The organism is Shewanella inventionis, assembly GCF_019931735.1.
GTDB lineage: Bacteria > Pseudomonadota > Gammaproteobacteria > Enterobacterales > Shewanellaceae > Shewanella > Shewanella inventionis.
The window spans coordinates 3076478-3098917 of record NZ_CP082926.1; the positions used below are offsets into that span (position 1 = coordinate 3076478).

Consider the following 22440-nt stretch of genomic DNA (forward strand, 5'->3'; position numbering starts at 1 on the left):
TTAGGTTATTCTTCAGCTTTAGGCTTTTCAATAACTGCAATTCCGAGTTCAGTTAATTGCACAGGATTGGCAAACCCTGGCGCATTAGTTAACGGACATGCTGCGGTAGTGGTTTTAGGGAATGCCATCACATCACGAATTGAGGTTGCACCCGTCATTAACATGATAATACGGTCTAAACCAAACGCTAAACCGGCATGAGGAGGTGTACCATAACGTAATGCTTCAAGTAAGAAACCAAATTTCTCTTTTGCTTCTTCTGGTTCAATACCTAATAAGCTAAATACCGTGCTTTGCATCTCTGCATTATGAATACGTACAGAACCGCCACCTAATTCACAGCCATTTAGTACCATGTCATACGCATCTGAAATTGCAGCAACAGGATCTGCGGCTAATTCTGCTGGGCTTATGCCACGAGGTGCCGTAAATGGGTGGTGAACGGCATGTAAGCCGCCATTGATTTTTTCAAACATTGGGAAGTCAACCACCCAAAGTGGGCGCCATTGACCTTCTAATAAATTAAAATCTTCACCAGCTTTTAGACGCAATGCCCCCATTGCTTCAGCAACAACATTGGCTTTATCTGCGCCAAATAAAATGATGTCACCGGTTTGAGCACCTGTGCGACTAATAATGTCATTAACGATAGATTCAGATAAAAACTTAAGTACCGGTGATTGAATACCATCCATGCCGGCGGCTAAGTCATTAATCTTCATCCAAGCAAGGCCTTTAGCACCATAAATGCCGGCATATTTGGTGTAGTCGTCAATTTGTTTACGAGACAGTGAAGCTCCCGTGGGGATACGTAGAGCTGCAACTCGGCCTTCTGCGTCATTTGCAGGACCGTTAAATACCGCAAATTCAACCTCTTTGACTAAGTCAGCAATATCAACGAGTTCTAGAGGGTTACGTAAATCAGGTTTGTCTGAGCCATAACGCTTCATGGCTTCAGCGTAGGTCATACGTGGAAAATCACCTAAATCAACATTGAGTAAATCTTGGAATAATCCGCGCATCATTTGCTCGGTTTTTTCCATGACTTGTTCAGACGTCATAAATGAGGTCTCAATATCAATTTGGGTAAATTCAGGTTGACGGTCTGCACGTAAATCTTCGTCGCGGAAACATTTAACAATTTGATAGTAACGGTCAAAGCCAGACATCATCAGTAACTGTTTAAACAGCTGAGGTGACTGTGGCAATGCAAAGAACTGCCCTTTATAAGTGCGGCTTGGAACTAAGTAGTCGCGGGCACCTTCTGGTGTTGCTTTTGTTAAGATTGGCGTTTCGATATCCAAAAAGCCATTATTATCTAAAAAGCGACGTACAGCACTGGTGACTTTTGCGCGAAAAATTAACCGCTCAGCCATTTCTGGACGACGTAGATCTAAATAACGATATTTAAGGCGTTGTTCTTCGCTGTTATTTTGATAATTGTCCATGCTCAATGGCAATGGTGCCGACGCATTAATAATGGTCAATTGCTTGCCAAGAATTTCAATTTCACCCGTTTTCATTTGTGGGTTTATTTGGCTGTCAGGGCGTGCACGAACAATACCCGTTACTTGAACACAAAATTCACTGCGTAATGTGCTTGCAATGTCAAAGACTTCTTTTAAGTCTGGATCATAAACAACCTGTACCAGCCCTTCTCTGTCGCGTAAGTCTAAAAAAACAACTCCGCCCAAATCACGACTACGGTTAACCCAACCGACTAAAGTAACTTCTTGACCAAGATGAGACAGATTAATGTCTCCACAATAATGACTGCGCATTGAACTCTATCCTTTATCCACAAAGCGGTATTTTTGGAAATCGAAAACGATAAAAACGGCATTATATACCGTGACTCAAACATATGCATTGAAGTATCAGTCAGTTTACGTCAATTAACCATACCTGCGGCACATAATCTCGCTTGACTGACTGAAAAATCAACAAAACAGTTAGTTCATTTTATATTGATGACCACCAATCTTTTTAGCTTGATACATTAATTGATCGGCCATCTTAAGTAATAATGGTGCGTTATCAGCGTCATCAGCAAAAAGTGCAATACCAATACTGGCCGAAATACTCACACTCACACCGTCGATATGGAACGGTTTTTTTAAGGCTTGCAATATGTTGTCGGCAACCTGTTGAGCGCTGCTTCTATTGTCTATATTATTGAGCAAGAGCACAAATTCGTCACCACCAAAACGTGCAACAGTATCAGACTCACGAACACACTTACGTAGCAACAAGCCAACGCGATGCAGTAGCTTATCTCCTATGTGATGTCCATGAAGATCGTTTACCGCTTTAAAACCGTCTAAGTCAATAAACAGGAGCGCAAAACGCTGTTTCTCCCTCTGATGTGTTAGCACTGCTTGGTGTAATCTGTCATCAAATAAGCCGCGATTGGCTAATCCGGTCAGGTTGTCATGGCTAGCCATAAATTTCAGGTTATCTTCTGCTTTAAGCCTTTTTTGGATTTCAATGTTTAAACGGCGATTAGACATAAATACGACTGCAGCAATCAATGTCAAAATCAATAATCCAAAAATCAAAATCTTTAGCCAACGCTCATAACGCAACGTGTCGCTGTTTAAATCAAGAGAAACCCACTTTTGATACATATTTTGCTGTTCGGTTTCATCAATAGTGGCTAACACCCGGTCAACAAGCGGAACTAATTCTTTGACTCCTGGAAAAAAACCAATACGACTATGTTGCTCGGTTAATTCAGCAACTAATGACATTTTTAAACTCGGGTATTGGCCACCTTTTAATGTGGAGGCTAACGAAGCGACTTGTTCAACAAACATGTCCGCAGTTCCGTTGATCACGGCTTGGATCCCTTGATTAGTATCAGCAACAGTAACCAGTTCTATCCCAGGATATTGTTGTCTTAATTGGGGCACAATATGGTATCCGTCAACAACCGCGAGTCGTTTACCTACAACATGTGAGATGTTAAAAATAGGTGGTTGCGTAATCGACGTCACTATCGCCCACGGAGAGGGCCAATAAGGCGCTGAAAAAGAAAGAGCACTTTCACGCGCAGTGGTTTGTGCCATGCTCGCCACTAAGTGGATCTCACCTTTTATCAGATCATTAACCATTTGGCCAAAATCATCATATGCAACAGGAATAATCGTTAAATTTAATTGCCTCACAAGTAAATTTTTAATGTCGGCATTAACCCCTAAAAACTGACCGTTTTTACCTTGAAACTCCATCGGCGCCCAGTTTTTTAGGTAACCCATTTTAATGGCGCCTATACTGGTAATATATTGTTTTTGCTGTTTTGTTAATTTAATTTTATTAGCTGTCGCAGCAAAATATCTATCATCAGGGTTAATTAACCATTTACGCTCAATTTGTATTTGTTCTTCTACAGAGATTAAATTGAAACCCGCCTCAATTCGGTCCGCTAATCCACTGTCATCAACACGCGTTAAGGTGTACATCTGAGTGTTAAATTCGATGTCTGTGTATTGACGAAAATTAGCCCACAATTTATTGGCAAGTAAGTAATGTGATGTCATTGCAGCAGAAGAAACAAACCCAACAATTTCATGATTCTGGGCCGCGTTAACCATCGCATCTAAGGTATCGTAAAATCGTAATTGAGCTTTAGGGAATGCGGTTTTAACCTCGCTAATATAGGGCGCAGTAGGAAACACCCCTATTCTCATGTCTGACGTTTCGATATTTTTAAGCTGTTGATTATTGCTAAAAAAACGACTCTTAACTGAAATGATATTCCATGCCTGTTTAAGCCCAGAACGCATATCTTGGCTTTCTGGGTAACCAATATGCACGTCTGCGACACCCCGTTTGACATCGTCAATGGTGGTGTTCATGTCACCTGAGACAAAATCTATATTGATGCCAGTTTTTTTAGACCATAACTGCCATAAATCAACTAACATCCCTGAAGGTAATCCATCAACACCAATATCAGCAAAAGGTTCTATACCCGTTTGCATTGCAATGACAACGCCAGAGGTTTGTTTATGGTAGCCTAGCCATCGACGCTCAATTTGTTTAATGACCTTGGGTGAAATTAACTCAAACCCTGCGTTAATTTTATCAAGCAGTGTTTGATTACCTTTTATCACTGCAGGCGATAAATTAACCTTTTTAATAAAAATTCGCGATGAACTATAAAAATTAGCTGCAATATCTTGCTCTAGCTCAACATTCCGTTGATAACCTTCAATACCAGCAAAAACAAATAAATCTCCTTTTGCTGCAGCTTGCAATAATTGTTTACGGTTTTTGTATCGCTTAAAACTCAAGCGAGGCTCCAGCTCATGGAGCATGACTTCATGCGAAGAACCTGCAACAACCCCTATTTGATAAGGGATCAAATCACTCACTTGTTTTTTATTAACAATGGATTTGTGTACATAAAGATAAGCATTTAACGAGGTAAACGGCATTGCAAAATCAAACAGGTTTGCGCGTGCTGCCGTTTGAGACATACCGATGTGGATATCGGCGTTGTTGTGCTCAAGTTGATCTAAAGAGGCTTGCCAATGACGGGCGACAAATTGCACCTTCGTGTTAGTCACAATTGACCACTCACGCCACATGTCGACTAAAATTCCGGCTGGATTACCTTGTTTATCTAAATATTGAAAAGGATAGGTATCTTCACCTAATACCACCACTAATGGCTTAGGTGGATTTAACCTCGATTGCTCATTTGTATTTGCATGTACTGCACTTACAGGAAGGCTTAGCGACATCAACACGAATGTCAGCACCCAATATATCAATTTCAAGTTTTTTCCCTAATACTTTCAGTTTTGATTATCAAACGTTAGCCTGTTGATTTTGTTGACTATTGGCTGATTACGTTAAACACCTTGTTGCCCAAATAATGGATTATGCTTTTAACCTAAGCACTTGTAGCTCAACAAAGATGATAGTTAACAAAAATAAAAAAATTAACAATGCTAATTGCCACAGCTGTGGGTACTCTCGTGTTTTAATTTCTGAGAATATTATCACTTTTTACCCGTCAGTCGCGCAGTTTTATTGGAACATAAAACACCTTTTGTCGCCTTTTATATACGCTTGGTAAACGTGGGTGACAAGATCAAGTGATCCAATGATGATTTATTGTGCATATTAACACCATTAAATCTGGATCTGTATTCATAGTATTAACACTTTGGTGAACTATTTGAAAAAAAACTCACAAATTATGAGTAGGATGCTTGCTGGAGTTAACCATGTTTAGCTAAAATACAGACTGAATTTTTTCCACATAACAGCTCATGAACTCTCAACAAGATACCATTTACGCTCACGCAGCCGATCAAATAGCAGACTTTCAATTTGATCAACGAGTTGCGGGTGTATTTAATGACATGATCCGTCGTTCTGTCCCGGGTTACGCACAAATTATCAATACCATTGGTGATTTTGCAGATCGCTTTGTTACCCCTAACAGTAATGTCTACGACCTTGGCAGTTCATTAGGGTCTGCAACCTTAAGTATTCGTCGTCAAATTGAAGGCAGACAATGCCAAATTTATGCTATTGATAACAGTCAATCAATGATTGAACGCTGTAAGGAAAATCTTGCAGCTTATGTTAGCGATACCCAGGTGAATTTACTGTGCGCAGACATACGAGACATTGATATAAAAAATGCATCAATGGTGGTGCTCAATTTTACATTGCAATTTTTACCCATTGACGATCGTAATTCGCTTATAAAGCGTATATTTGATGGCATGCAACCGGGTGGAGTGCTCGTCATTTCTGAAAAGCTCTGCTTTGAAGATGAACAAATTCAAGACCTATTAGACAGCCTGCATTTAAACTTTAAACGCGCTAACGGGTACAGTGAACTCGAAATCAGTCAAAAGCGCAGTGCACTGGAAAATGTCATGCGTCCAGACAGCTTAAACGTACACCAGCAGCGATTAACTGATAATGGATTTTCTCATGTATCGGTGTGGTTCCAATGCTTCAATTTTGCATCAATGGTAGCGATTAAATGATTAGCTTCAGTTCTTTTTACAAAGACATTGCCGATTCTAACTTACAACATTGGTTAGAAAATTTGCCCGCAATTTTGGGTCAATGGCAACGCGACCATAAGCATGGTAACTTGCCAAAGTGGGAAAAAGTCCTTAATAAACTCAATTACCCACAGCCCGATGTTGTCGAACTCAAACAGAGTGTCACCATTGGCTCTGGTGAGCAACTCACGCCCGGCCAGGCCGAAAAACTCAGTAATTTACTGGCGGTATTTCAGCCTTGGCGTAAAGGTCCTTTTACTGTCCATGGTATTGAAATTGATACAGAATGGCGAAGTGACTGGAAATGGGATAGAGTAAAAGGCCATATAGCACCACTTAAAAACAGAACCGTATTAGATGTAGGCTGTGGTAGTGGTTATCACATGTGGCGAATGCTAGGTGAAGGAGCGACTAGAGTTGTGGGGGTTGATCCATCACCGCTCTTTTTATGCCAATTTGAAGCCATTAAAAGGCTCGCTGGCAATCAACATCCAATACATTTGTTGCCTTTAGGCATACAAGAGCTGCCCGCATTGGATGCGTTTGATACCGTGTTTTCTATGGGGGTATTATATCATCGACGTTCACCTATCGATCACCTATTACAATTGCGTGATCAACTCAGAATGGGCGGCGAGTTAGTATTGGAAACCTTGGTTATCGATGGTGATGAAAATGCGGTACTTGTACCGTTAAATCGATACGGCAAAATGAATAACGTATGGTTTATTCCTTCTGTCGCAGCCTTAATGTTATGGTTAAAAAAATGTGATTTTACTGATATTCGTTGTGTTGACATCGATGTGACTTCGCTTGACGAACAACGAAGCACTCAATGGATGAAAAATGAATCACTCGTCGATTATCTCGACCCAAATGATGTCAGTTTAACCATAGAAGGTTACCCGGCCCCTAAACGGGCCATTATAATTGCTACAAAAAATCAACCGAACCAAGATTTAGTTTAACTTATACTATTCAACAGGAATTGACATGTTAAAGCAGGTAATTGCTCTATCCGTTGCAGCAGCCTTATTATCAGGTTGTACAACAACTCAAAAACCAACGACACCTCCGCTAACAAATGCTGAGTTGAATAGCAGTTTGCTTAATTCGCAAACGGTCGTCATTGATGCCATTAATGCTCAATGCAATCAACAAAGTGAAGAAATTAACGCCCTATCTGCTGAAATGAGAAAGCTCAAAACGCAGGTAAGTACTGCGATGGCACAAAGACCCAAAACGATTGTAGTGCCACCGCCACAGGTAGAAAGACCCATTGCAATACCCGCTCAATGCTCTGAAGCCACCATAGGTGAAAAATTCTTATTAGGTGAAGTAGAGAGTGTGCATGTTGACGAAGTTAAAGCAGTATTTGCTACACGTATTGATACAGGAGCAGAATCCTCATCGTTAGATGCGCGTAATATCGTATTATTTGAACGTGATGGCGTGCAATGGGTTCGCTTTGACGTAATGACAAATGGCATTGATCAACCGGCAAACACATTTGAATCAAAAGTAGAAAAGTTTGTGCGTATTAAACAAGATGTAGAGTCAGAGGATGATCGTCGCCCGGTGATCCACGCTCATTTAAAAATAGGAAAATACTCAGCAGAAACAGATTTAAACCTTGTTGATCGAAGCCACCTAGATTATCCATTATTGCTAGGTCGCAAGTTTATGAAAGACATCGCAGTCGTAGATGTAGGCCAAATCTATATCCATGGCAAAGCCAAAAACCAAATCACCACTATCATTAAATAGGATCAGTAATGCATTCTCGTAAACCGTTTTACATCTTTGTTGCGCTGCTATTTATTATTGGTATTAGCACCAGTATATACCGTGGGATTGAGCACAATGTGCCCTTCTTACCAGGCGAACAAGTTCAAAGTTGGGCTGTTGATGCAAAAGTCAGTTTTGTTGGTGGTGCTCAACCTGCAGAAGTGAACTTTTCGCTGCCTAATGATCCTGCATTTGACGTTCTTGTTGAGAATGCCACGTCGCCTGGTTATGGCCTAACCATCTCAAACGATGTTGCTAATCGTCGTGCAGTATGGTCTATTCGCGAAGCCACAGGACCACAAGCGTTATATTATCGAGTAACATTAGTGCCTACCGGCAAATTATCGATATTAGCCACTGAAGAACCCGTAACACCGGATCCATATTTGTGGCCTGCTACTGAAAAATCAGCTGCAGAACAAATTACCGAAGAGGTATGGGGGCGCAGTGCAACTAATTTATCGTTTGCTCAGCAATTAATGAACTTAATTAACGATACAGAGCAAAGCCAAAACATGGCACTGCTTTTATCGGCAAACACCTCAACTGATTTATTTTTACACATGCTGCACTCAAAAGGTGTTCCAGCACGTATTGTTAACGGCTTACAATTAGAAGATCAACGTCGCCGTCAGCAATTAACGTCTTATGTGCAAGTTTACAATAAAGGCGAGTGGGTGTTATTTGACGTCCCAAATAACAAACAAGGCCGTGATAACACTTTAGTATTGTGGGAATATTCTGGCCACTCAGTACTTGATGTAATGGGCGGTATTAACTCGCAAGTTAACTTTTCAATGCTTCAAGACACTCGTTCAGCATTAGCGACCTCAATCGACATGATGATGAACGATAACGCATGGGATTTCTCACTTTATCAATTACCACTTGAAGAGCAGAGTTTATTTAAAGGTATTTTGCTGATCCCTATTGGTGTATTAGTGGTAGTATTTTTGCGTGTGATTGTCGGCATTAAAACCTCTGGTACTTTTATGCCAGTGTTAATTGCCTTAGCCTTTATTCAAACCACATTATTGACCGGTTTAATCGGTTTCTTATTGATTGTGGCCTTTGGCTTAATGATCCGCTCTTACTTATCGACACTCAATTTACTGCTCATATCCCGAATATCCGCGGTTATTATTGTGGTTATTTTTATCATCGGTTTATTCACGCTTATTTCGTTCAAATTAGGCTTAAGCGAAGGGTTAACTGTGACATTCTTCCCAATGATCATTCTTGCATGGACCATTGAACGTATGTCTATCTTATGGGAAGAAGAAGGCCCTAAAAAGGTATTTGTTTCAGGTGGCGGTAGCTTATTTGTGGCCACCCTAGCCTACTTGGCAATGGACAATGACTTAGTGCAACATTGGGTGTTTAACTTTTTAGGAATTCACTTGGTCATTTTAGCTTTAGTGTTAGTGATGGGCCAATACACAGGTTACCGTTTAACTGAGCTAAAACGCTTTAAACCACTAGTTGGAGAGAAATAATGAAGTACGCCTGGCCTTGGGAATTGAGCCGTAGCGGTGTACTGAATATGAACAGGCGCAATATTAGCTATATTGGTCGCTATAATCAGCGTAAATTTTACAAACGCGTTGATGATAAGTTGATCACTAAGCAACTTGCGCTTGCTAATAACATTGCGGTTCCAGACCTCATTGGTGTTGTCAATGAACAACACAAGATTCAAGAAATCCCAGACATGGTCAATGACCGTACTGGCTTTGTTATCAAACCGGCTAAAGGTTCTGGTGGTAAAGGGATTTTGGTAATAACTAAGGTGAACAATGGCTGTTACTACAAGCCTAATGGTCATGAAGTCACTCACAGTGAAATTTACCGGCACGTGTCTAACATTCTCAGTGGATTATTTTCACTGGGCGGAAAACCAGATGTCGCGATTGTTGAAGGCTTAATTGAATTCGACCCCGTATTTGATGGTTTTAGTTATGAAGGCGTACCTGACATTCGCTTAATCGTATTTAAGGGATTCCCTGTAATGGGAATGCTACGTTTATCGACGGCGGCGTCAGACGGTAAAGCTAACTTACACCAAGGTGCTGTTGGTGTTGGGCTCGATATTGCAACAGGCAAAAGTTTGCACGCAGTGCAGTTTGACCTACCTGTTGATAAACATCCAGACACCCACTATCCACTGTCTAATATCACAGTGCCACACTGGGAAACCCTACTGCATACGGCATCAAGTGCTTATGAAATGTGTGAGTTAGGTTATCTTGGTACTGACATGGTATTAGATAAAAACAAAGGACCATTGCTACTAGAATTGAATGCCCGCCCAGGTTTAACGATTCAAATTGCTAATGGTAGAGGCATTTTACCTCGACTAAAACACGTTGAAGCCATGAAAGGCCCTGCGATGTCAGTCGAAGAACGCGTGGCGTATGCTAAAAAGCATTTCTCTAGTAATCCTAAGTTTTAGTTTATTGGCCACAGCGAATGCTGTGGCCAATCCGTTGGCACTGTTTGTTGAACAGTGCCTTCAATACTCACCTAACCTTAGTGCACTTGCACAACAATCTCCCGATAAAGCAGCAATAAATGCAGTAGAGTTTGAAAAACAAACACTTGCATTAAATAACATCAACGACCGAATTCAATACTATCGACCCTTTGCAAACGATAACCTGAGCAAGCAAGGCTTACTATGGTGTCAATTGCATTTAGCAGATGAGTTATATGCTTTAAATACTTCAAACAATACGCAGCAGCTTATTGAGTCGATGCACTTACTTGAATCGCCTTATAAACAACTTGCACAACGCTTAGAAAACATTCAACAAACTCAATGGGATTTAATCGAAAAATCTAAGTTACACAGTGCTCAAGCAACTGTGGATCAGGCGCTTTCTACCCGCCAACTGCAAATCAAATTTAACAGCACTGAATGCGTGCTAACACCTCAAACACCTGGCCAGACTCAAGAGCAATCGCAACAGAGCAATATTAATATTCATATTGCAAAGTATTTACATCAGCAAACAAACGAACAATGTAGGCAGCAAGCTTGGTTTGCTTATCAGCTAAGGGCAAAATCTAAAGTGCACTCTGCACTTAACGTTATACATCAATTACATCAGCAAAGAGCCCAAGATAAGGGATATAACAATGCTGCCCAACTCATGTTAGCCAACAGCCAACTTAGCCCTACCAACCTCAAAGAATTTTTAGACACACAAACGGCATCATTTTCAGTTGCCCCGTGGAATTTAGCTCAGGCGCTGTCGCGCACAGAAAAGTCACCCACCATAACACCGGTTGCGACCAAGGATTATTTAGCAAGATTATTATCGCAACTCTCCGTTTTTGGGATCCACACCGACCTTATTAAGGACAGTGCTATACAAACGGCAGAACTCACTCAAAACACAGGCGACCAAAAGCAGCATACTCAGATATTAAGAATATGGCATCATCAGCGGTTACTTGGCGAGATCTACACTTACCCACACACAGCACAAGAGCAACAATTACACGTTAAAGGACAACTCATAAGACAAAGCGTGATTGGGCATCAGTTTGGGCAATATGCACTGAGCTTTCCAATACAATTAACTCAGCAAAAACAACAAAAACAATTAATCGATGAGTTAAGCCAAGCCATAGTCTCGTTATCACAAGGTGGTCAGTTTTACTTACTCACTCATAAAGCACAAAATCAACAGCCCCATGCAATCGCAAGCATATGGCTAAGCCATTATTTAACTCAGTTTCAACACTTTGCTCCTCCATCTGAAAGAGAAAAGCTGATACAAAATTACCAAACCCAAATGCGAGTATTTAAAAGTAAAGTTGCTCTGGCATTTTACCAACATTCACGCAGTATAAATGACCCAGAATGGCTAACACTTAAAGATGATCTGTCTTTAGCTTTTACACAAGGTTTTGGCCAACCATGGCCCAATGCAACTGATACAATTTATAGTTTTCAGGCTATTGCTAATCAAGGAATTAGCTATTATCTTCCTCTATGGCAAGACGCAGTTGCGAAACTGATTATCAATCAAGCTTCAAGCACTTTTTCAGCAGTAGAAATTTTTAATATATTAGTTGTAAACGAAGCTTATTTATCATTTAACGATCAACTTGAACAACTCATCGGCGCCCCTATTGATCCACATTCACTTATTTGGAGAATAAAACATGTTGCAACTGCACAAGAGTAATACGCTCTCGTTGCTATTATTGTCAGCTAGCTTATTAAGTAGTGTGGCCATAGCCAAAGAGGCGGTTGAAAAGCATTCACATAATTTAACGGCTGAGCAAGTTTATCAAGGCATTAAAACTAACCTAGAATCAAACTTATATTCACTCCCTCCTCGTGTTCAGGGCCATTATGCCATTCGCCAATATCGCATGACAGGTGAAAATAAATACGCAAATGGCTCATTAATAGACCTATTAACCATTGCCGAACAACAAGCTTATTATTATTGTAATATAGATAAACCTGGATTTATTAAAACTGAATCACAAAAAGAAGTGGCTAAAATTAAACCCGGTATACGTGGCGATGCGCGTAAACTAGCCCTTGCTCCGTATCCAGAATTTATGTTTTACAGTGATATTTTATTACGTTTTGGTAGCCGAGTAGACGAATTTGGCTTTACAGGCCCCTGTCACGATTTAATGATAAACACGTTAAAAAATGTTGATTTACAACCAGCATTAACAGACAAAAATATGATTAAAGCTTGGGCTGCTCAATTAATTAACTATGTATTTTGGGCAAAACAACTTGGGGTTGGTGACTATTACTCAGCTTACAAAAAAGCATTTATTCAAACTTATCCTGACAATGAAGATAACAAACTAAATAAAAGCCAATATAAAAACAAAATTTACGGCATGACCCACTTTATTTTTGCTGCAAGCCAGTACTATCAATATCCGGTAGATGCTAAGGAATATCAGTGGATTTTAAATTATTTTGAAAAAAATATTGATCGTATATTAGTCGATACCACTGAAGACATTATTACTGAGGTCGGCATTAGTTTCTTGATCACAGGTAATCAAGACAATCCGGTTATTAATAAAGTCAAAAAACACATTATTGCGGCATATAATCCAAAATTTAACATGATCCCATCACCTAAAGGGGAAGCGATTTTATCTTCAGGTGAACACAGAAACGTGTTAGCCATGATGCTATTAGACTGGCCAGACACTTTACACAAAGGCCCACTTTTAGGTGAAATATCCAGTACTAAGAGGTATTTACCTAAACTAGTCACTCCTAAAGCAGCTGCAAAAGACTCTAAATCGCATTAAGGCTATTAGCTATACTTAAAATAGATCAATTAAAGGCAAGTGCACTGCATTTGCCTTTTTAATGTGTCAAAATAATTCATTGTTAATTGAACAGGTCAAAATATGAGCCGTGCAAAATCAACCTTAGAACAATGGCGCATCGTGCAAGCGGTCGTTGATTTTGGTGGTTATGCTCAAGCAGCTGAGCAACTTAATAAAAGCCAATCATCACTTAATCATGCTGTTGCAAAGCTACAGCATCAATTGGGCATTAACTTACTTGAGGTAAGAGGTCGAAAAGCCTATCTCACAGAGCAAGGCGAAGTGTTGTTACGCCGGTCTCGTCATTTAACTCAATCTGTTGAAGAACTTGAACAACTTGCAACAAACTTAGGTCAAGGATGGGAGCCTAATTTAACTATCGCACGTGAAATCGTTTACCCCATCGATACATTAGTTGAAGCACTCAATGCATTTTTGCCACAAAGTCGCGGCACAAGAGTGACGGTTCTAGACACAGTGCTCAATGGTACTAACGAACTCATTCAAAATAACCAAGTTGATTTAGCTATTTGCGCCACACCACCCAAGGGTCATATTGCTGAACCCTTATGTGACGCAGAGTTTGAACTGGTATGTCATCCTGAGCATCCCCTTGCGCAACTTGATGTTATCGAAGATGACAAACAGTTAGCCCAACATTTACAAATCGTCATCAAAGACACTGGGGGCAAATCCACAAATGAAATCGGTTGGCTAAAAGCTGAGCAACGATGGACAGTGTCAAACTTCCATGAAGCAAAAGCGATCTTAGCGAAAAACATTGGTTTTTGTTGGATGCCAAGCTTTATCGTTGAGCACGAACTAATGAATAAACAACTAACCCGCTTACATTTGCGTGGAAGCTCTCAACGTAAAACAATTTTAAACCTAGTGATCCCTAATCGTGATCAACAAGGGCCGGCGTCTAAATTACTTGAGGAACTTATTTTAAAGCAGCACGCTAAATAACCTCAGCTCTGGATAATAAATGTATTTCAAACAGCTCTTAACCAGAGTTGAGGTTAAGTAATCTAAATTATGGATTACAAACGCCATTGAAACAGTCTGTTATCTTGCTAACTACGTTGACTTTCTCGTCGTCCCGGCAATGCTTTTAAGTCGGGATCCAGGTGTTTGCTTTGTACTTATGGCCTACACACACTAACGTCGTAACGCTTCGCTGATTCCAGAGTTGGATTAAATGTTACTCTGATTCAATTAAGATTTATTAATCGTCGTCCCGGCAATGCTTTTAAGCTGGGATCCAGGTGTTTGTTTGTTGCTTTATGGCCTGCGGCCACTAACGTCGTGGCGCTTCGTTGGATCCTAAGTTAGATTAAATGTTACTCTGATTCAATTAAGTTTTATTAATCGTCTTCCCGGCAATGCTTTTAAGCCGGGATCCAGGTGTTTGCTTTCGACCTATGGCCTGCGGCCACTAACGTCGTGTCGCTTCGCCTACCAGAGTAAGAGTGTCCAATGAAAGTAAGCCGCTACTTTAGATGCTATCTAACGCATTTTTGGATGGAAAATTTATAAAAATTCAAATCAGGCTAAATTGAGGTGTTAGGCAAAGATACTCAAATGAAATCACTTCTATGACACGCGGTAAACCCATCCCTGGGCGCTCTGCGAAAACATCCATGTTTTCGAAGGTCATAGCCGCGATTACATCCGCCGTATGGGTATCTTCGATTCAACCTTATTTGTAATTGGAAGATCTAACGCATTTTTGGATGGAAGCTTGTTAGATACTTTGTCGTCGTCCAGGCAATGTTTTTTAGCCGGGATCTAGGTGTTTGCTTGTACTTTTGTACTTATGGCCTGCGGCCACTAACGTCATGGCGCTTCGCCCACACCAGACCAAGAGGAAACCAACTGCTATTCCCTCTTGGATCTCCCAGCCGCCACATCAAAATTATCTGAAAAGCGATAATTTCGCGACGTGGTTGAATCCAGCTTTTGACCGCGTTTCGGTGTTCTTCAGCCTTATTCGAAAATGCTAACGCTTCAGATGGGAGTCTGATGTGAATGGATTCACAAATGTCGTGGTGGCATGGATGCCAAGGAACGACCCTTCCCCTCTAAAGCTAGCTGGCTCTGATAGGCAGGATGCCTGAATGCCTTGAAGCACATGGCCAATGATGTTCCCTACATCATTGTGACATTTCCCATATCCATATGGGTCAGATGTGCGTGAAAGGCCATGGCTAGCTCACGTATTCTTTTGTAAAGAGTCTTCAATGGCCTCAATTTCGGAGTTGAATTTAGGCATTTTTAAAGAAATAAAAATTCATTTCCCAAAAACAAAAAAACATAAACTATTGTTTATTATACCATTCCGCGAAAAAATGTGATCTAATTGCTATATCCGTTACTCACCTTTTTTAGCAATGAAACAACACACCAGTTTCGAATTAATCAGGCTATCCAAGCAAACAGCAGATGCCCGAATGCGTTTGCGATTATTGGCCGTAGCACACTTTCTTGAGGGAGCGAATAGAACTCAAGTCGCTGCTATGACCAAGGTCAGTCGTCGGATTGTGAATCAATGGATCAGCAATTATTTAAGCCAAGGTCTAAGTGGTATTGAGAGTAAAAAGTCTTCAGGCAGACCACCGCGATTAACAGACGAGCAAGCCAAACAGTTAACCCTGATGTTGACAGAGGCTGCCAAATCAGAGGTCGGTGGTAGACTCACTGGTCAAGATATACGACGCTATATATTGAGCGAGTTTGGTATTTCGTTTCACCTCAATCACGTCTATAAAATACTTTATAAACTCGGATTTAGCTGGCTTTCTAGCCGTTCTAAACATCCGAAACAAGATGTTGAAGTCATGGAGGCTTTTAAAAAACTTCCCCTTGTCAACGATCGTTGACATCCCTGTTTTTGTGTCGCCGGCTGATGTAGATATCTGGTTTCAAGATGAGGCGCGTATTGGTCAGCAAAATACCACCACCAAACTTTGGGCTGAAAAAGGTACCCGTCCGCTCGCAGTGAGGCAACAGCAATTCGAGTATGTCCATCTTTTTGGTGCGGTTTGTCCGAGAAACGGAGCAACTGAGGCCTTCATTTCACCTTACATCAATAAAGAGGTAATGCGACAACACTTGGGACAAATTTCCTTGGCGACATCAAGCGGGCGCTATGCTGTCGTGATTATGGATGGCGCGAGTTGGCATGCTAATGATATTGCAGATGATTTTGAGAATCTATCTATCGTAAAGCTACCGCCTTATTCTCCGGAATTAAACCCAATTGAGCAAGTGTGGAGTTGGTTGAGGCAGCATAAGTTAGCTAATCGTTGCTTTGAAGGTTACGAGTCAATAGTTGATGCCTGTAGTGAAGCGTGGAATGCATTCATTGAAGATAAAGAGCGTGTGAAAAAAATGTGCCATCGACAATGGGCAACAATGATCACTTAGTTATGCGGAATGGTATTACGAGTCAATAGTTGATGCCTGTAGTGAAGCGTGGAATGCATTCATTGAAGATAAAGAGCGTGTGAAAAAAATGTGCCATCGGCAATGGGCAACAATGATCACTTAGTTATGCGGAATGGTATTATTTACTTTCCCATTATTCAACTAAATTCTTGTCGGGTCAAAAGGCCTGTTGCAACCAGCTCGTGGTCCTGGCAATGTTTTAGAGCCGGGATCCAGGTGTTAGCTTTTGTTGTTTGGTTGTTAGGTTGTTTGGTATTCATAGCCTGCGGCCACTCACATCGTGTCGCAACGTCCAGCGTTAAACAGCATCTTAACTGACTTAAAAATGACAGATAAATATCCTGTGTAAGCCATATTCTTCACCTTTATGTTGTGTGTACTGTAAACAAAAAAAGTTGTAATAGTTTTTAGTGTTTTTTTAGTTAAATCGGCTAGCAAGTAAACTAAAGTAGTACGATAAACAATTTGTTTACTCCATAACCACATGAATTAATTGTATTTTCATTTCCTGCCGAATATTGAGCCCACTTTTAACGTGCAACCTCGCTTTTATTTGTCAGTGGCGTTAAATAAAACTGCTTTACATCAAGAAGATAGTAAATGTAGGATGTTAATAATCAATAAGTTAAAGGGCCGACTTTAAATTTATTTTGCCCTTCAATAAGCTGTTATACCTAAAGGGAAAGTATGGAGTTAATCTTCGAGCATATCCAAAAACAACCAGAGTTTTATGCTTGGTGTTTTGTGATTGTAAATGGGCTATGGGGAGCATTTCTGTACTTCAATAAAAAGAGGCATCAAGAAGAATTAGAAGAAATAAAACAGTCATTGAATCTCGATTTAGAGCGCAGGAAAAAAGTATTTGAGATGAAAACATCTCAATACGAAGCATATTTTAAAAGCATAGACGAAATGCACAATAGGCACCAAACTGACTACCAAGAAATCGTAGTACCAATACTGAATAGGTTTAATGCCTCTTACCAAAGGGCTTGTGAACAAAATGACTCACAAGCAGCAACGGAAGCAACAATTCTACTTTCAAATGAGATAAGTAAAATAACTTACGACGGGTTTAAGGAATTGCAGGTTATTCGTTCAGAAACTAATGCGCTTAGACTTACGGCAAGCGATACCGTTGCAGCTCTACTAGATGAGTTACAAGAATTGTATGAGCAGCTTTTTCAAATATCTTCCAAAATGGTGTCTGACCTAGTAAAAGTAACTATCGAAAATGATCAGGCATTAGCTGCTGAAAATCAAAATAAAATGAATGTGTTGGGTGAATTAACCAAGTCAAAATTTAATGAATTAAGAGAACAAATGCGAAATGATCTTAAGCAAATTTAGGTATAACTAATAAGGATAGGCCGCGCGAAGCCGCGTCCTTATCCCAAGTGTTGAACAAGCCCGAACACGTGAGATGTGACTCTTTATTATGTAATTAACAGTTCGAGAAAACGCGCTGTTTGATGTGATTGTTAGCTCGCTACTTTTCAGTAGGCAGCAAGTTCCCTTAGCCTCTTTGCTAATTAGTTAACTCGCTATATTTCAGTATCTTAAATTAACCCTCCACGGTATTCAGTTAAGCCATTATCCTTATTATCATTTTCAACATTAGGGTCAGGGTATTAAGTTTGTCGGTCGTTTCACTATGCCCATAAAGCGCATTGGTTGCTGACAACAGGGGCAACGGCGCGTCGCTAATCTGCGCTTTATCTCTGGAATGATTGGAAATACAGCCCCAGCAACCGCCAGCATCAGTTGTATTTGTAGCCTGAGTTTTTTGGCATTGCCTCTGAGTAATCCATAGTCGCGCACTCGTCTTAATCCCTTCGGTAATACGTGTTGCAGTATTAACCAGAGAAATTCTATGGTGGGTAAAGTGCGGACTTTTGTTGACTTTGTTTGGCTGTCTTCATACTCGAAACTCACATTGTCATCGACGAGCCTTTTGATGTTTTTGTCAGGCAGTACACCACGATAAAGATAGCGTGATAGATATTGCAGTGCAGGCAACCCTTTGCCCACATGCTGGCAGTCAACCACCCATTTTTTCGGCAGTGAGGTTGGCAGTTTGAGATTCAGTTTTACCAACTGTTCCAGTAAACGTGCGCGCCACACTTTAGCTAAATTGAAAGCGTTGAACAGGTATTTGCCCTTATTCTTTTTCCAGTGTTGTTGGGTTTTGTTGAAACTGCCCGCTGGAATAATAAAGTGAATATGCGGATGTAAATCACGCCGCCGGCTGTGAGTATGCAATACGCCGGTAAAACCAATATCACCGCTAAGCTTTGGTGAATTAAGCGCAAAGTCTTTGAGCACACTGGCAGCCACTGAAAACATGGCTGGATAGAGTGATTCCGGTTGATATTTAGCCGCCACATGCAGTTCATATGGCAACGTAAATGTCACCATAAAGTAATCGACAGGTAACAGTTTGGTCTGCTGCTTCGCTAACCAATCTGCCGTGGTGTTGTACTGACACTGGGGACAACTGCGATGACCACATGACAGCGGAAAATCAGCTGTATGAGTACACCCCTGACAAGTCCAGAGGCTGGCGCGTTGGGTATGAGTGCGGCAACTCAGCATGGCATTAATCGCTTGACGCATTGATGTTGTTATTTGGCCGTCATAAGCTTGATTAAACACATCAAGATGGTCACGTAAAATATCGATAAACTTCATATGTCACACTCCCACTTCAACACCAAATTATTAGTGAGCTGGTTAACCGACAAGGCCGTGTTCTTACGGGTAATTTGAGTGAGACGTGTATACCTTGCTGTGGTGTTTAGGCTGTTGTGACCGAGCAGGTGTTGTACTGAGCGTAAATCTAATCCTTGCTCTAGCAAATGAGTCGCATAGCTGTGACGTAAATTATGTGGACTGATAGATTTGTGAATGTTGCACTCAGAAATCACCTTTTTCATGGCCTTTTGAATACCACCGCGGTCCATCAGCGAGTCTGGTTTACCGTCTTTACCGGGAAATACATGCCGAGGATGGCGATGGGTTTGCCAGTAATACCGCAGCGCTAACAATGTGCGTTGCGGTAAAGGTACTAGCCTATCCTTGCCGCCTTTGGCGTCACGAATATGCACCTGCATCAACGCTGAATCGATATCGCCAACCTGCAATGAAATTGCTTCACCGAGGCGCAGCCCCATACTGTATAAGGTTAAAAAGCACACTTGATATCGCAGCTTATGGGTGAGGCTAATGACGATTGAGACTTCGGCAGGGGTTAGAATATCCGGTAGGCGTTTGACCTGCGGCGGCTTAACAATGTTGAGCCACTCCCAAGATTGATTAAGGACATACCGGTAGAAAAACTGTAATCCATTACGGTCGAGTTTTACGGTACTCCAGGAGTGAGAGGCAATTAAATCAGCAAAATAACGCTTCAAATCATCGGTTGAAAGGTTATCAGGGCAACAGTCAAAATAAGCACTAATGCGCCTAACGGCGCGACTGTACGCATCGATGGTAGCAGGTCGCTTGCCTTGCAGGGTTAAATTGGTAAGATGTTGTTGATAAAGAAAATCAAAGCGTTGTTGTTCATGAGTTTCCATGGTGATACTCCTAGGTAATGCCAAGGTAGGCAGGGTCTAGTAAGTATTTATGATGGTGAGAAAGATGGGCTTTTATCTTTTCTGCCGCAGAGCGGCTTCGTTCAACAAGTTGCTCAAGTTCGTTCGTAAACTCACTGGGACAATTAACAGTTGGTTTGGCGCTTCGCGCAAGTTTAACCAACTGCTAATTGCCCCTTAGCAAAGCGTTATGCGTATATTCATTACATCAGGGAAGTTGTTACAAATGAAGTTTCTTATTCTAAATCTATTGTTGTTATTAGCTTTTTCGGCAAAGACTCAAGCGGCAAGTTTTGATTGTTCAGCAAAATTAAACATGACTGAAAAAACCATATGTTCAAATACCGCTCTTAATACGCTAGATGAACAATTATCTAAATTATATTTTTTACGATTGAAAGAACTAAGTGAAGCAGATAAAACTGTTAAAATTAGTCATCAACGTGCTTGGTTAAGGGATAGAAATAGAAGATGTGAAAGTAATATTAATTGCTTAGTAACTACTTATGCGTCGAGAATTGAGGAGCTTAGTTTACCAATTGAAAAAATAAACAAAGTAAGCGCAAAATTTTCACATGAACCTAAACTTGAAAGTTTTAAAGTTGAAAAAAAGTGTAGTTTTTCAGATGTTACATTTCCGCCAAACTTAATTGTTTATGCTGGAGGTGCTTACAGTGGCTACAAAGTTAATGTACAAATTGACCAAAGCGGCCATCAAACGACAAAGTTTAATGTGGCAGTAAACTCTCCCGATGCTCCAGTAGCCTTAATATTAGGAGCTTATGAACCATCAATTTGGGATATAAAATGGACAGAAAAAACAAAAATATCAGCTGTCTATGCATCTGGTTATCATAGGCAAGTAGTTACTGGCTTACCAAATAATGTTCCTGTCATCACAAGTAGTTCTAGGCAAACCCCAAATTGTAAAAGTAACTTCTATATTTCCGATAAATCACTTAATAAATTAAACCCACTTTCAAAACGTTTGTTTGATAAGAAGGTAACCTTAGTTACTTTTGCTCAAAAAGGTAAACTTGGTTTTGGCGAAGCTTTTAATACTAAAACCGAATTTTATACTAATTCAGGAAATGCCATTAAGCGCCATATTGATCCATCATTACCGCTTGCAGGCAAAAAAGGATTAGAACAGCTAGTTTCGGAAGGTTTTATGCGAAAAGCAACAAAGGAAGACAGTGATAGATGGGCAAAATTAAAATTTAATATCCTCAAAGAAGATTTACCGCCTGTTTCAGGGGGGAATCTAGAGTCGAGATACAGACCGAAATTTTCTGCTACAGGATATGTAATTCTTAAAGAAGTGAGAATTCCGGCCGGCTTATTTGGTGCTCATAGAACCAATTTCTTTTTAGAGAATGGCGTGCCTTTTCCTGAGGGGAATTTAGGTCATAGCAACTTGTACGACTTCAATACAATGAAATGCCATGGCTCACTGTGCAAATATTAAACGCATAATCGGGTAGCCGGAGGTATCTAACCTCCAGCCCCCACACCACCCTGCATGCGGCTCCGCACAGGGCGGTTCATTTAGAACCCCTAACTAAACTTTCTGGTTAGGATAATGAACTGCCATCCATCCATCTCTTAGTGAATATAATCCTGCTTTCTTCAGATACTCAGTGCTTGCTGTATCCCCGGTGTTTTAGAGCTACGCCAAGGGCCTTTACTTGTGATACCACAAGCAACAGCGGCTTGGATCCTGACGCCACGTTTAAGTAAGTTTTGTACCTTAGTCCGTGGTTTTCGCCACTGACGCCAGTAGCACATACGAATACGCCGTCGGATCCAATGGTCTATGAATTTAGTGGGGTCAGGGTAAACTTTTGAATTTAGTGGGGTCAGGGTAAACTTTTATAAAAACACTTCAATACTTGTCCCTTGATCTAATTTATATCCAGAAATTCGTATGATATTTCAATTACAAACACAAACAAGGCTAAATCGAAGATACCCATACGGCGGATGTCATCGCGGCTATGACCTTCGAAAACATGGATGTTTTCGCAGAGCGCCCATGGATGGGTTTACCGCGTGTCATAGAAGTGATTTCATTGAGTATCGTTGCCTAACACCTTAGTTTCTTTGAGTTAAATGTTATAAAACATCCCTATCCAGAAATGCGTTAAATCTCTCAATAACAAACAAGGTTGAATCGAAGATACCCATACGGCGGATGTAATCGCGGCTATGACCTTCGAAAACATAGATGTTTTCGCAGAGCGCCC

The 22440-nt window shown here is 40.7% G+C and carries 15 protein-coding genes and 1 pseudogene; 11 read left to right on the top strand and 5 right to left on the bottom strand.

Features of this window, described 5'->3' with window-relative positions; all coding sequences use genetic code 11:
- Positions 1-5: 5 nt before the first annotated feature.
- Positions 6-1781, bottom strand: coding sequence for an aspartate--tRNA ligase (gene aspS / locus K8B83_RS13620; protein ID WP_223417428.1), 1776 nt, complete (start codon positions 1779-1781; stop codon positions 6-8).
- Positions 1782-1952: 171 nt separating this feature from the next.
- Entirely contained in the window at positions 1953-4748 is a 2796-nt protein-coding gene (locus K8B83_RS13625) for a diguanylate cyclase domain-containing protein (protein ID WP_398410879.1), read from the bottom strand.
- Positions 4749-5282: 534 nt separating this feature from the next.
- Here K8B83_RS13625 and cmoA point away from each other — a divergent pair.
- The 10 genes from cmoA (at position 5283) to K8B83_RS13675 (ending at position 17948) form a co-directional block, all read left to right on the top strand.
- Positions 5283-6014: a carboxy-S-adenosyl-L-methionine synthase CmoA gene (cmoA, locus tag K8B83_RS13630; RefSeq protein WP_188736899.1), complete on the top strand. Its 732-nt coding sequence runs from the start codon at positions 5283-5285 to the stop codon at positions 6012-6014.
- The gene (cmoB, locus tag K8B83_RS13635; RefSeq protein WP_188736901.1) at positions 6011-7003 is read left to right on the top strand and encodes a tRNA 5-methoxyuridine(34)/uridine 5-oxyacetic acid(34) synthase CmoB; all 993 of its coding nucleotides are present in this window, start codon (positions 6011-6013) and stop codon (positions 7001-7003) included. Before cmoA ends, cmoB begins: the two co-directional genes overlap by 4 nt.
- A gap of 25 nt (positions 7004-7028) precedes the next feature.
- Complete coding sequence (locus K8B83_RS13640; RefSeq protein ID WP_188736902.1) at positions 7029-7802, top strand: ATP-dependent zinc protease family protein; 774 nt, start codon at positions 7029-7031, stop codon at positions 7800-7802.
- 8 nt (positions 7803-7810) lie between these two features.
- Positions 7811-9319: an inactive transglutaminase family protein gene (locus K8B83_RS13645; protein WP_223417430.1), complete on the top strand. Its 1509-nt coding sequence runs from the start codon at positions 7811-7813 to the stop codon at positions 9317-9319.
- The gene (locus tag K8B83_RS13650) at positions 9319-10275 is read left to right on the top strand and encodes an alpha-L-glutamate ligase-like protein (protein WP_188736907.1); all 957 of its coding nucleotides are present in this window, start codon (positions 9319-9321) and stop codon (positions 10273-10275) included. The genes K8B83_RS13645 and K8B83_RS13650 overlap by 1 nt, the downstream gene beginning before the upstream one ends.
- Positions 10238-12019, top strand: a complete 1782-nt coding sequence (locus tag K8B83_RS13655) for a hypothetical protein (RefSeq protein WP_223417431.1) — start codon at positions 10238-10240, stop codon at positions 12017-12019. Before K8B83_RS13650 ends, K8B83_RS13655 begins: the two co-directional genes overlap by 38 nt.
- Positions 11997-13127 (top strand): DUF3541 domain-containing protein, encoded by a 1131-nt coding sequence (locus K8B83_RS13660; protein ID WP_223417432.1) that lies wholly within the window; start codon positions 11997-11999, stop codon positions 13125-13127. Before K8B83_RS13655 ends, K8B83_RS13660 begins: the two co-directional genes overlap by 23 nt.
- Before the next feature lie 102 nt (positions 13128-13229).
- Positions 13230-14117, top strand: a complete 888-nt coding sequence (locus K8B83_RS13665) for a LysR family transcriptional regulator (RefSeq protein ID WP_223417433.1) — start codon at positions 13230-13232, stop codon at positions 14115-14117.
- A 1424-nt stretch (positions 14118-15541) separates the two neighbouring features.
- A protein-coding gene (locus tag K8B83_RS13670) for an IS630 family transposase (protein WP_398409186.1) occupies positions 15542-16577 on the top strand; the annotation gives its coding sequence in 2 pieces (ribosomal slippage) (positions 15542-16006 and positions 16008-16577; 1035 coding nt in all).
- Positions 16578-17285: 708 nt separating this feature from the next.
- Entirely contained in the window at positions 17286-17948 is a 663-nt protein-coding gene (locus K8B83_RS13675) for a hypothetical protein (RefSeq protein WP_223417435.1), read from the top strand.
- A 273-nt stretch (positions 17949-18221) separates the two neighbouring features.
- Here K8B83_RS13675 and K8B83_RS13680 read toward each other — a convergent pair whose 3' ends face one another.
- Together K8B83_RS13680 and K8B83_RS13685 are read right to left on the bottom strand one after the other, a co-directional pair.
- Positions 18222-19289 carry an IS91 family transposase gene (locus K8B83_RS13680; RefSeq protein WP_188738536.1) on the bottom strand — a complete coding sequence of 356 codons (1068 nt, stop codon included), beginning with the start codon at positions 19287-19289 and terminating at the stop codon, positions 18222-18224.
- The gene (locus K8B83_RS13685) at positions 19286-20176 is read right to left on the bottom strand and encodes a tyrosine-type recombinase/integrase (RefSeq protein WP_188738534.1); all 891 of its coding nucleotides are present in this window, start codon (positions 20174-20176) and stop codon (positions 19286-19288) included. Before K8B83_RS13685 ends, K8B83_RS13680 begins: the two co-directional genes overlap by 4 nt.
- Positions 20177-20420: 244 nt before the next feature.
- On the opposite strand from K8B83_RS13685, the gene K8B83_RS13690 reads away from it, so the two are divergent.
- Entirely contained in the window at positions 20421-21662 is a 1242-nt protein-coding gene (locus K8B83_RS13690) for a lysozyme inhibitor LprI family protein (protein ID WP_188736915.1), read from the top strand.
- 93 nt (positions 21663-21755) lie between these two features.
- Here K8B83_RS13690 and K8B83_RS13695 read toward each other — a convergent pair.
- Positions 21756-22012: pseudogene (locus K8B83_RS13695) on the bottom strand (group II intron reverse transcriptase/maturase); the annotation flags it as partial.
- Positions 22013-22440 lie beyond the last annotated feature (428 nt).

Bases quoted from the DNA above. Each gene is read 5' to 3' on its own strand.
- K8B83_RS13690 (WP_188736915.1), top strand. From the start codon at position 20,421: ATGAAGTTTCTTATTCTAAATCTATTGTTGTTATTAGCTTTTTCGGCA.
- K8B83_RS13665 (WP_223417433.1), top strand. From the start codon at position 13,230: ATGAGCCGTGCAAAATCAACCTTAGAACAATGGCGCATCGTGCAAGCG.
- cmoB (WP_188736901.1), top strand. From the start codon at position 6,011: ATGATTAGCTTCAGTTCTTTTTACAAAGACATTGCCGATTCTAACTTA.
- K8B83_RS13640 (WP_188736902.1), top strand. From the start codon at position 7,029: ATGTTAAAGCAGGTAATTGCTCTATCCGTTGCAGCAGCCTTATTATCA.
- K8B83_RS13685 (WP_188738534.1), bottom strand. From the start codon at position 20,176: ATGGAAACTCATGAACAACAACGCTTTGATTTTCTTTATCAACAACAT.
- cmoA (WP_188736899.1), top strand. From the start codon at position 5,283: ATGAACTCTCAACAAGATACCATTTACGCTCACGCAGCCGATCAAATA.
- K8B83_RS13675 (WP_223417435.1), top strand. From the start codon at position 17,286: ATGGAGTTAATCTTCGAGCATATCCAAAAACAACCAGAGTTTTATGCT.
- K8B83_RS13650 (WP_188736907.1), top strand. From the start codon at position 9,319: ATGAAGTACGCCTGGCCTTGGGAATTGAGCCGTAGCGGTGTACTGAAT.
- K8B83_RS13660 (WP_223417432.1), top strand. From the start codon at position 11,997: ATGTTGCAACTGCACAAGAGTAATACGCTCTCGTTGCTATTATTGTCA.
- K8B83_RS13645 (WP_223417430.1), top strand. From the start codon at position 7,811: ATGCATTCTCGTAAACCGTTTTACATCTTTGTTGCGCTGCTATTTATT.
- K8B83_RS13680 (WP_188738536.1), bottom strand. From the start codon at position 19,289: ATGAAGTTTATCGATATTTTACGTGACCATCTTGATGTGTTTAATCAA.
- aspS (WP_223417428.1), bottom strand. From the start codon at position 1,781: ATGCGCAGTCATTATTGTGGAGACATTAATCTGTCTCATCTTGGTCAA.
- K8B83_RS13655 (WP_223417431.1), top strand. From the start codon at position 10,238: ATGCTAAAAAGCATTTCTCTAGTAATCCTAAGTTTTAGTTTATTGGCC.
- K8B83_RS13625 (WP_398410879.1), bottom strand. From the start codon at position 4,748: ATGTCGCTAAGCCTTCCTGTAAGTGCAGTACATGCAAATACAAATGAG.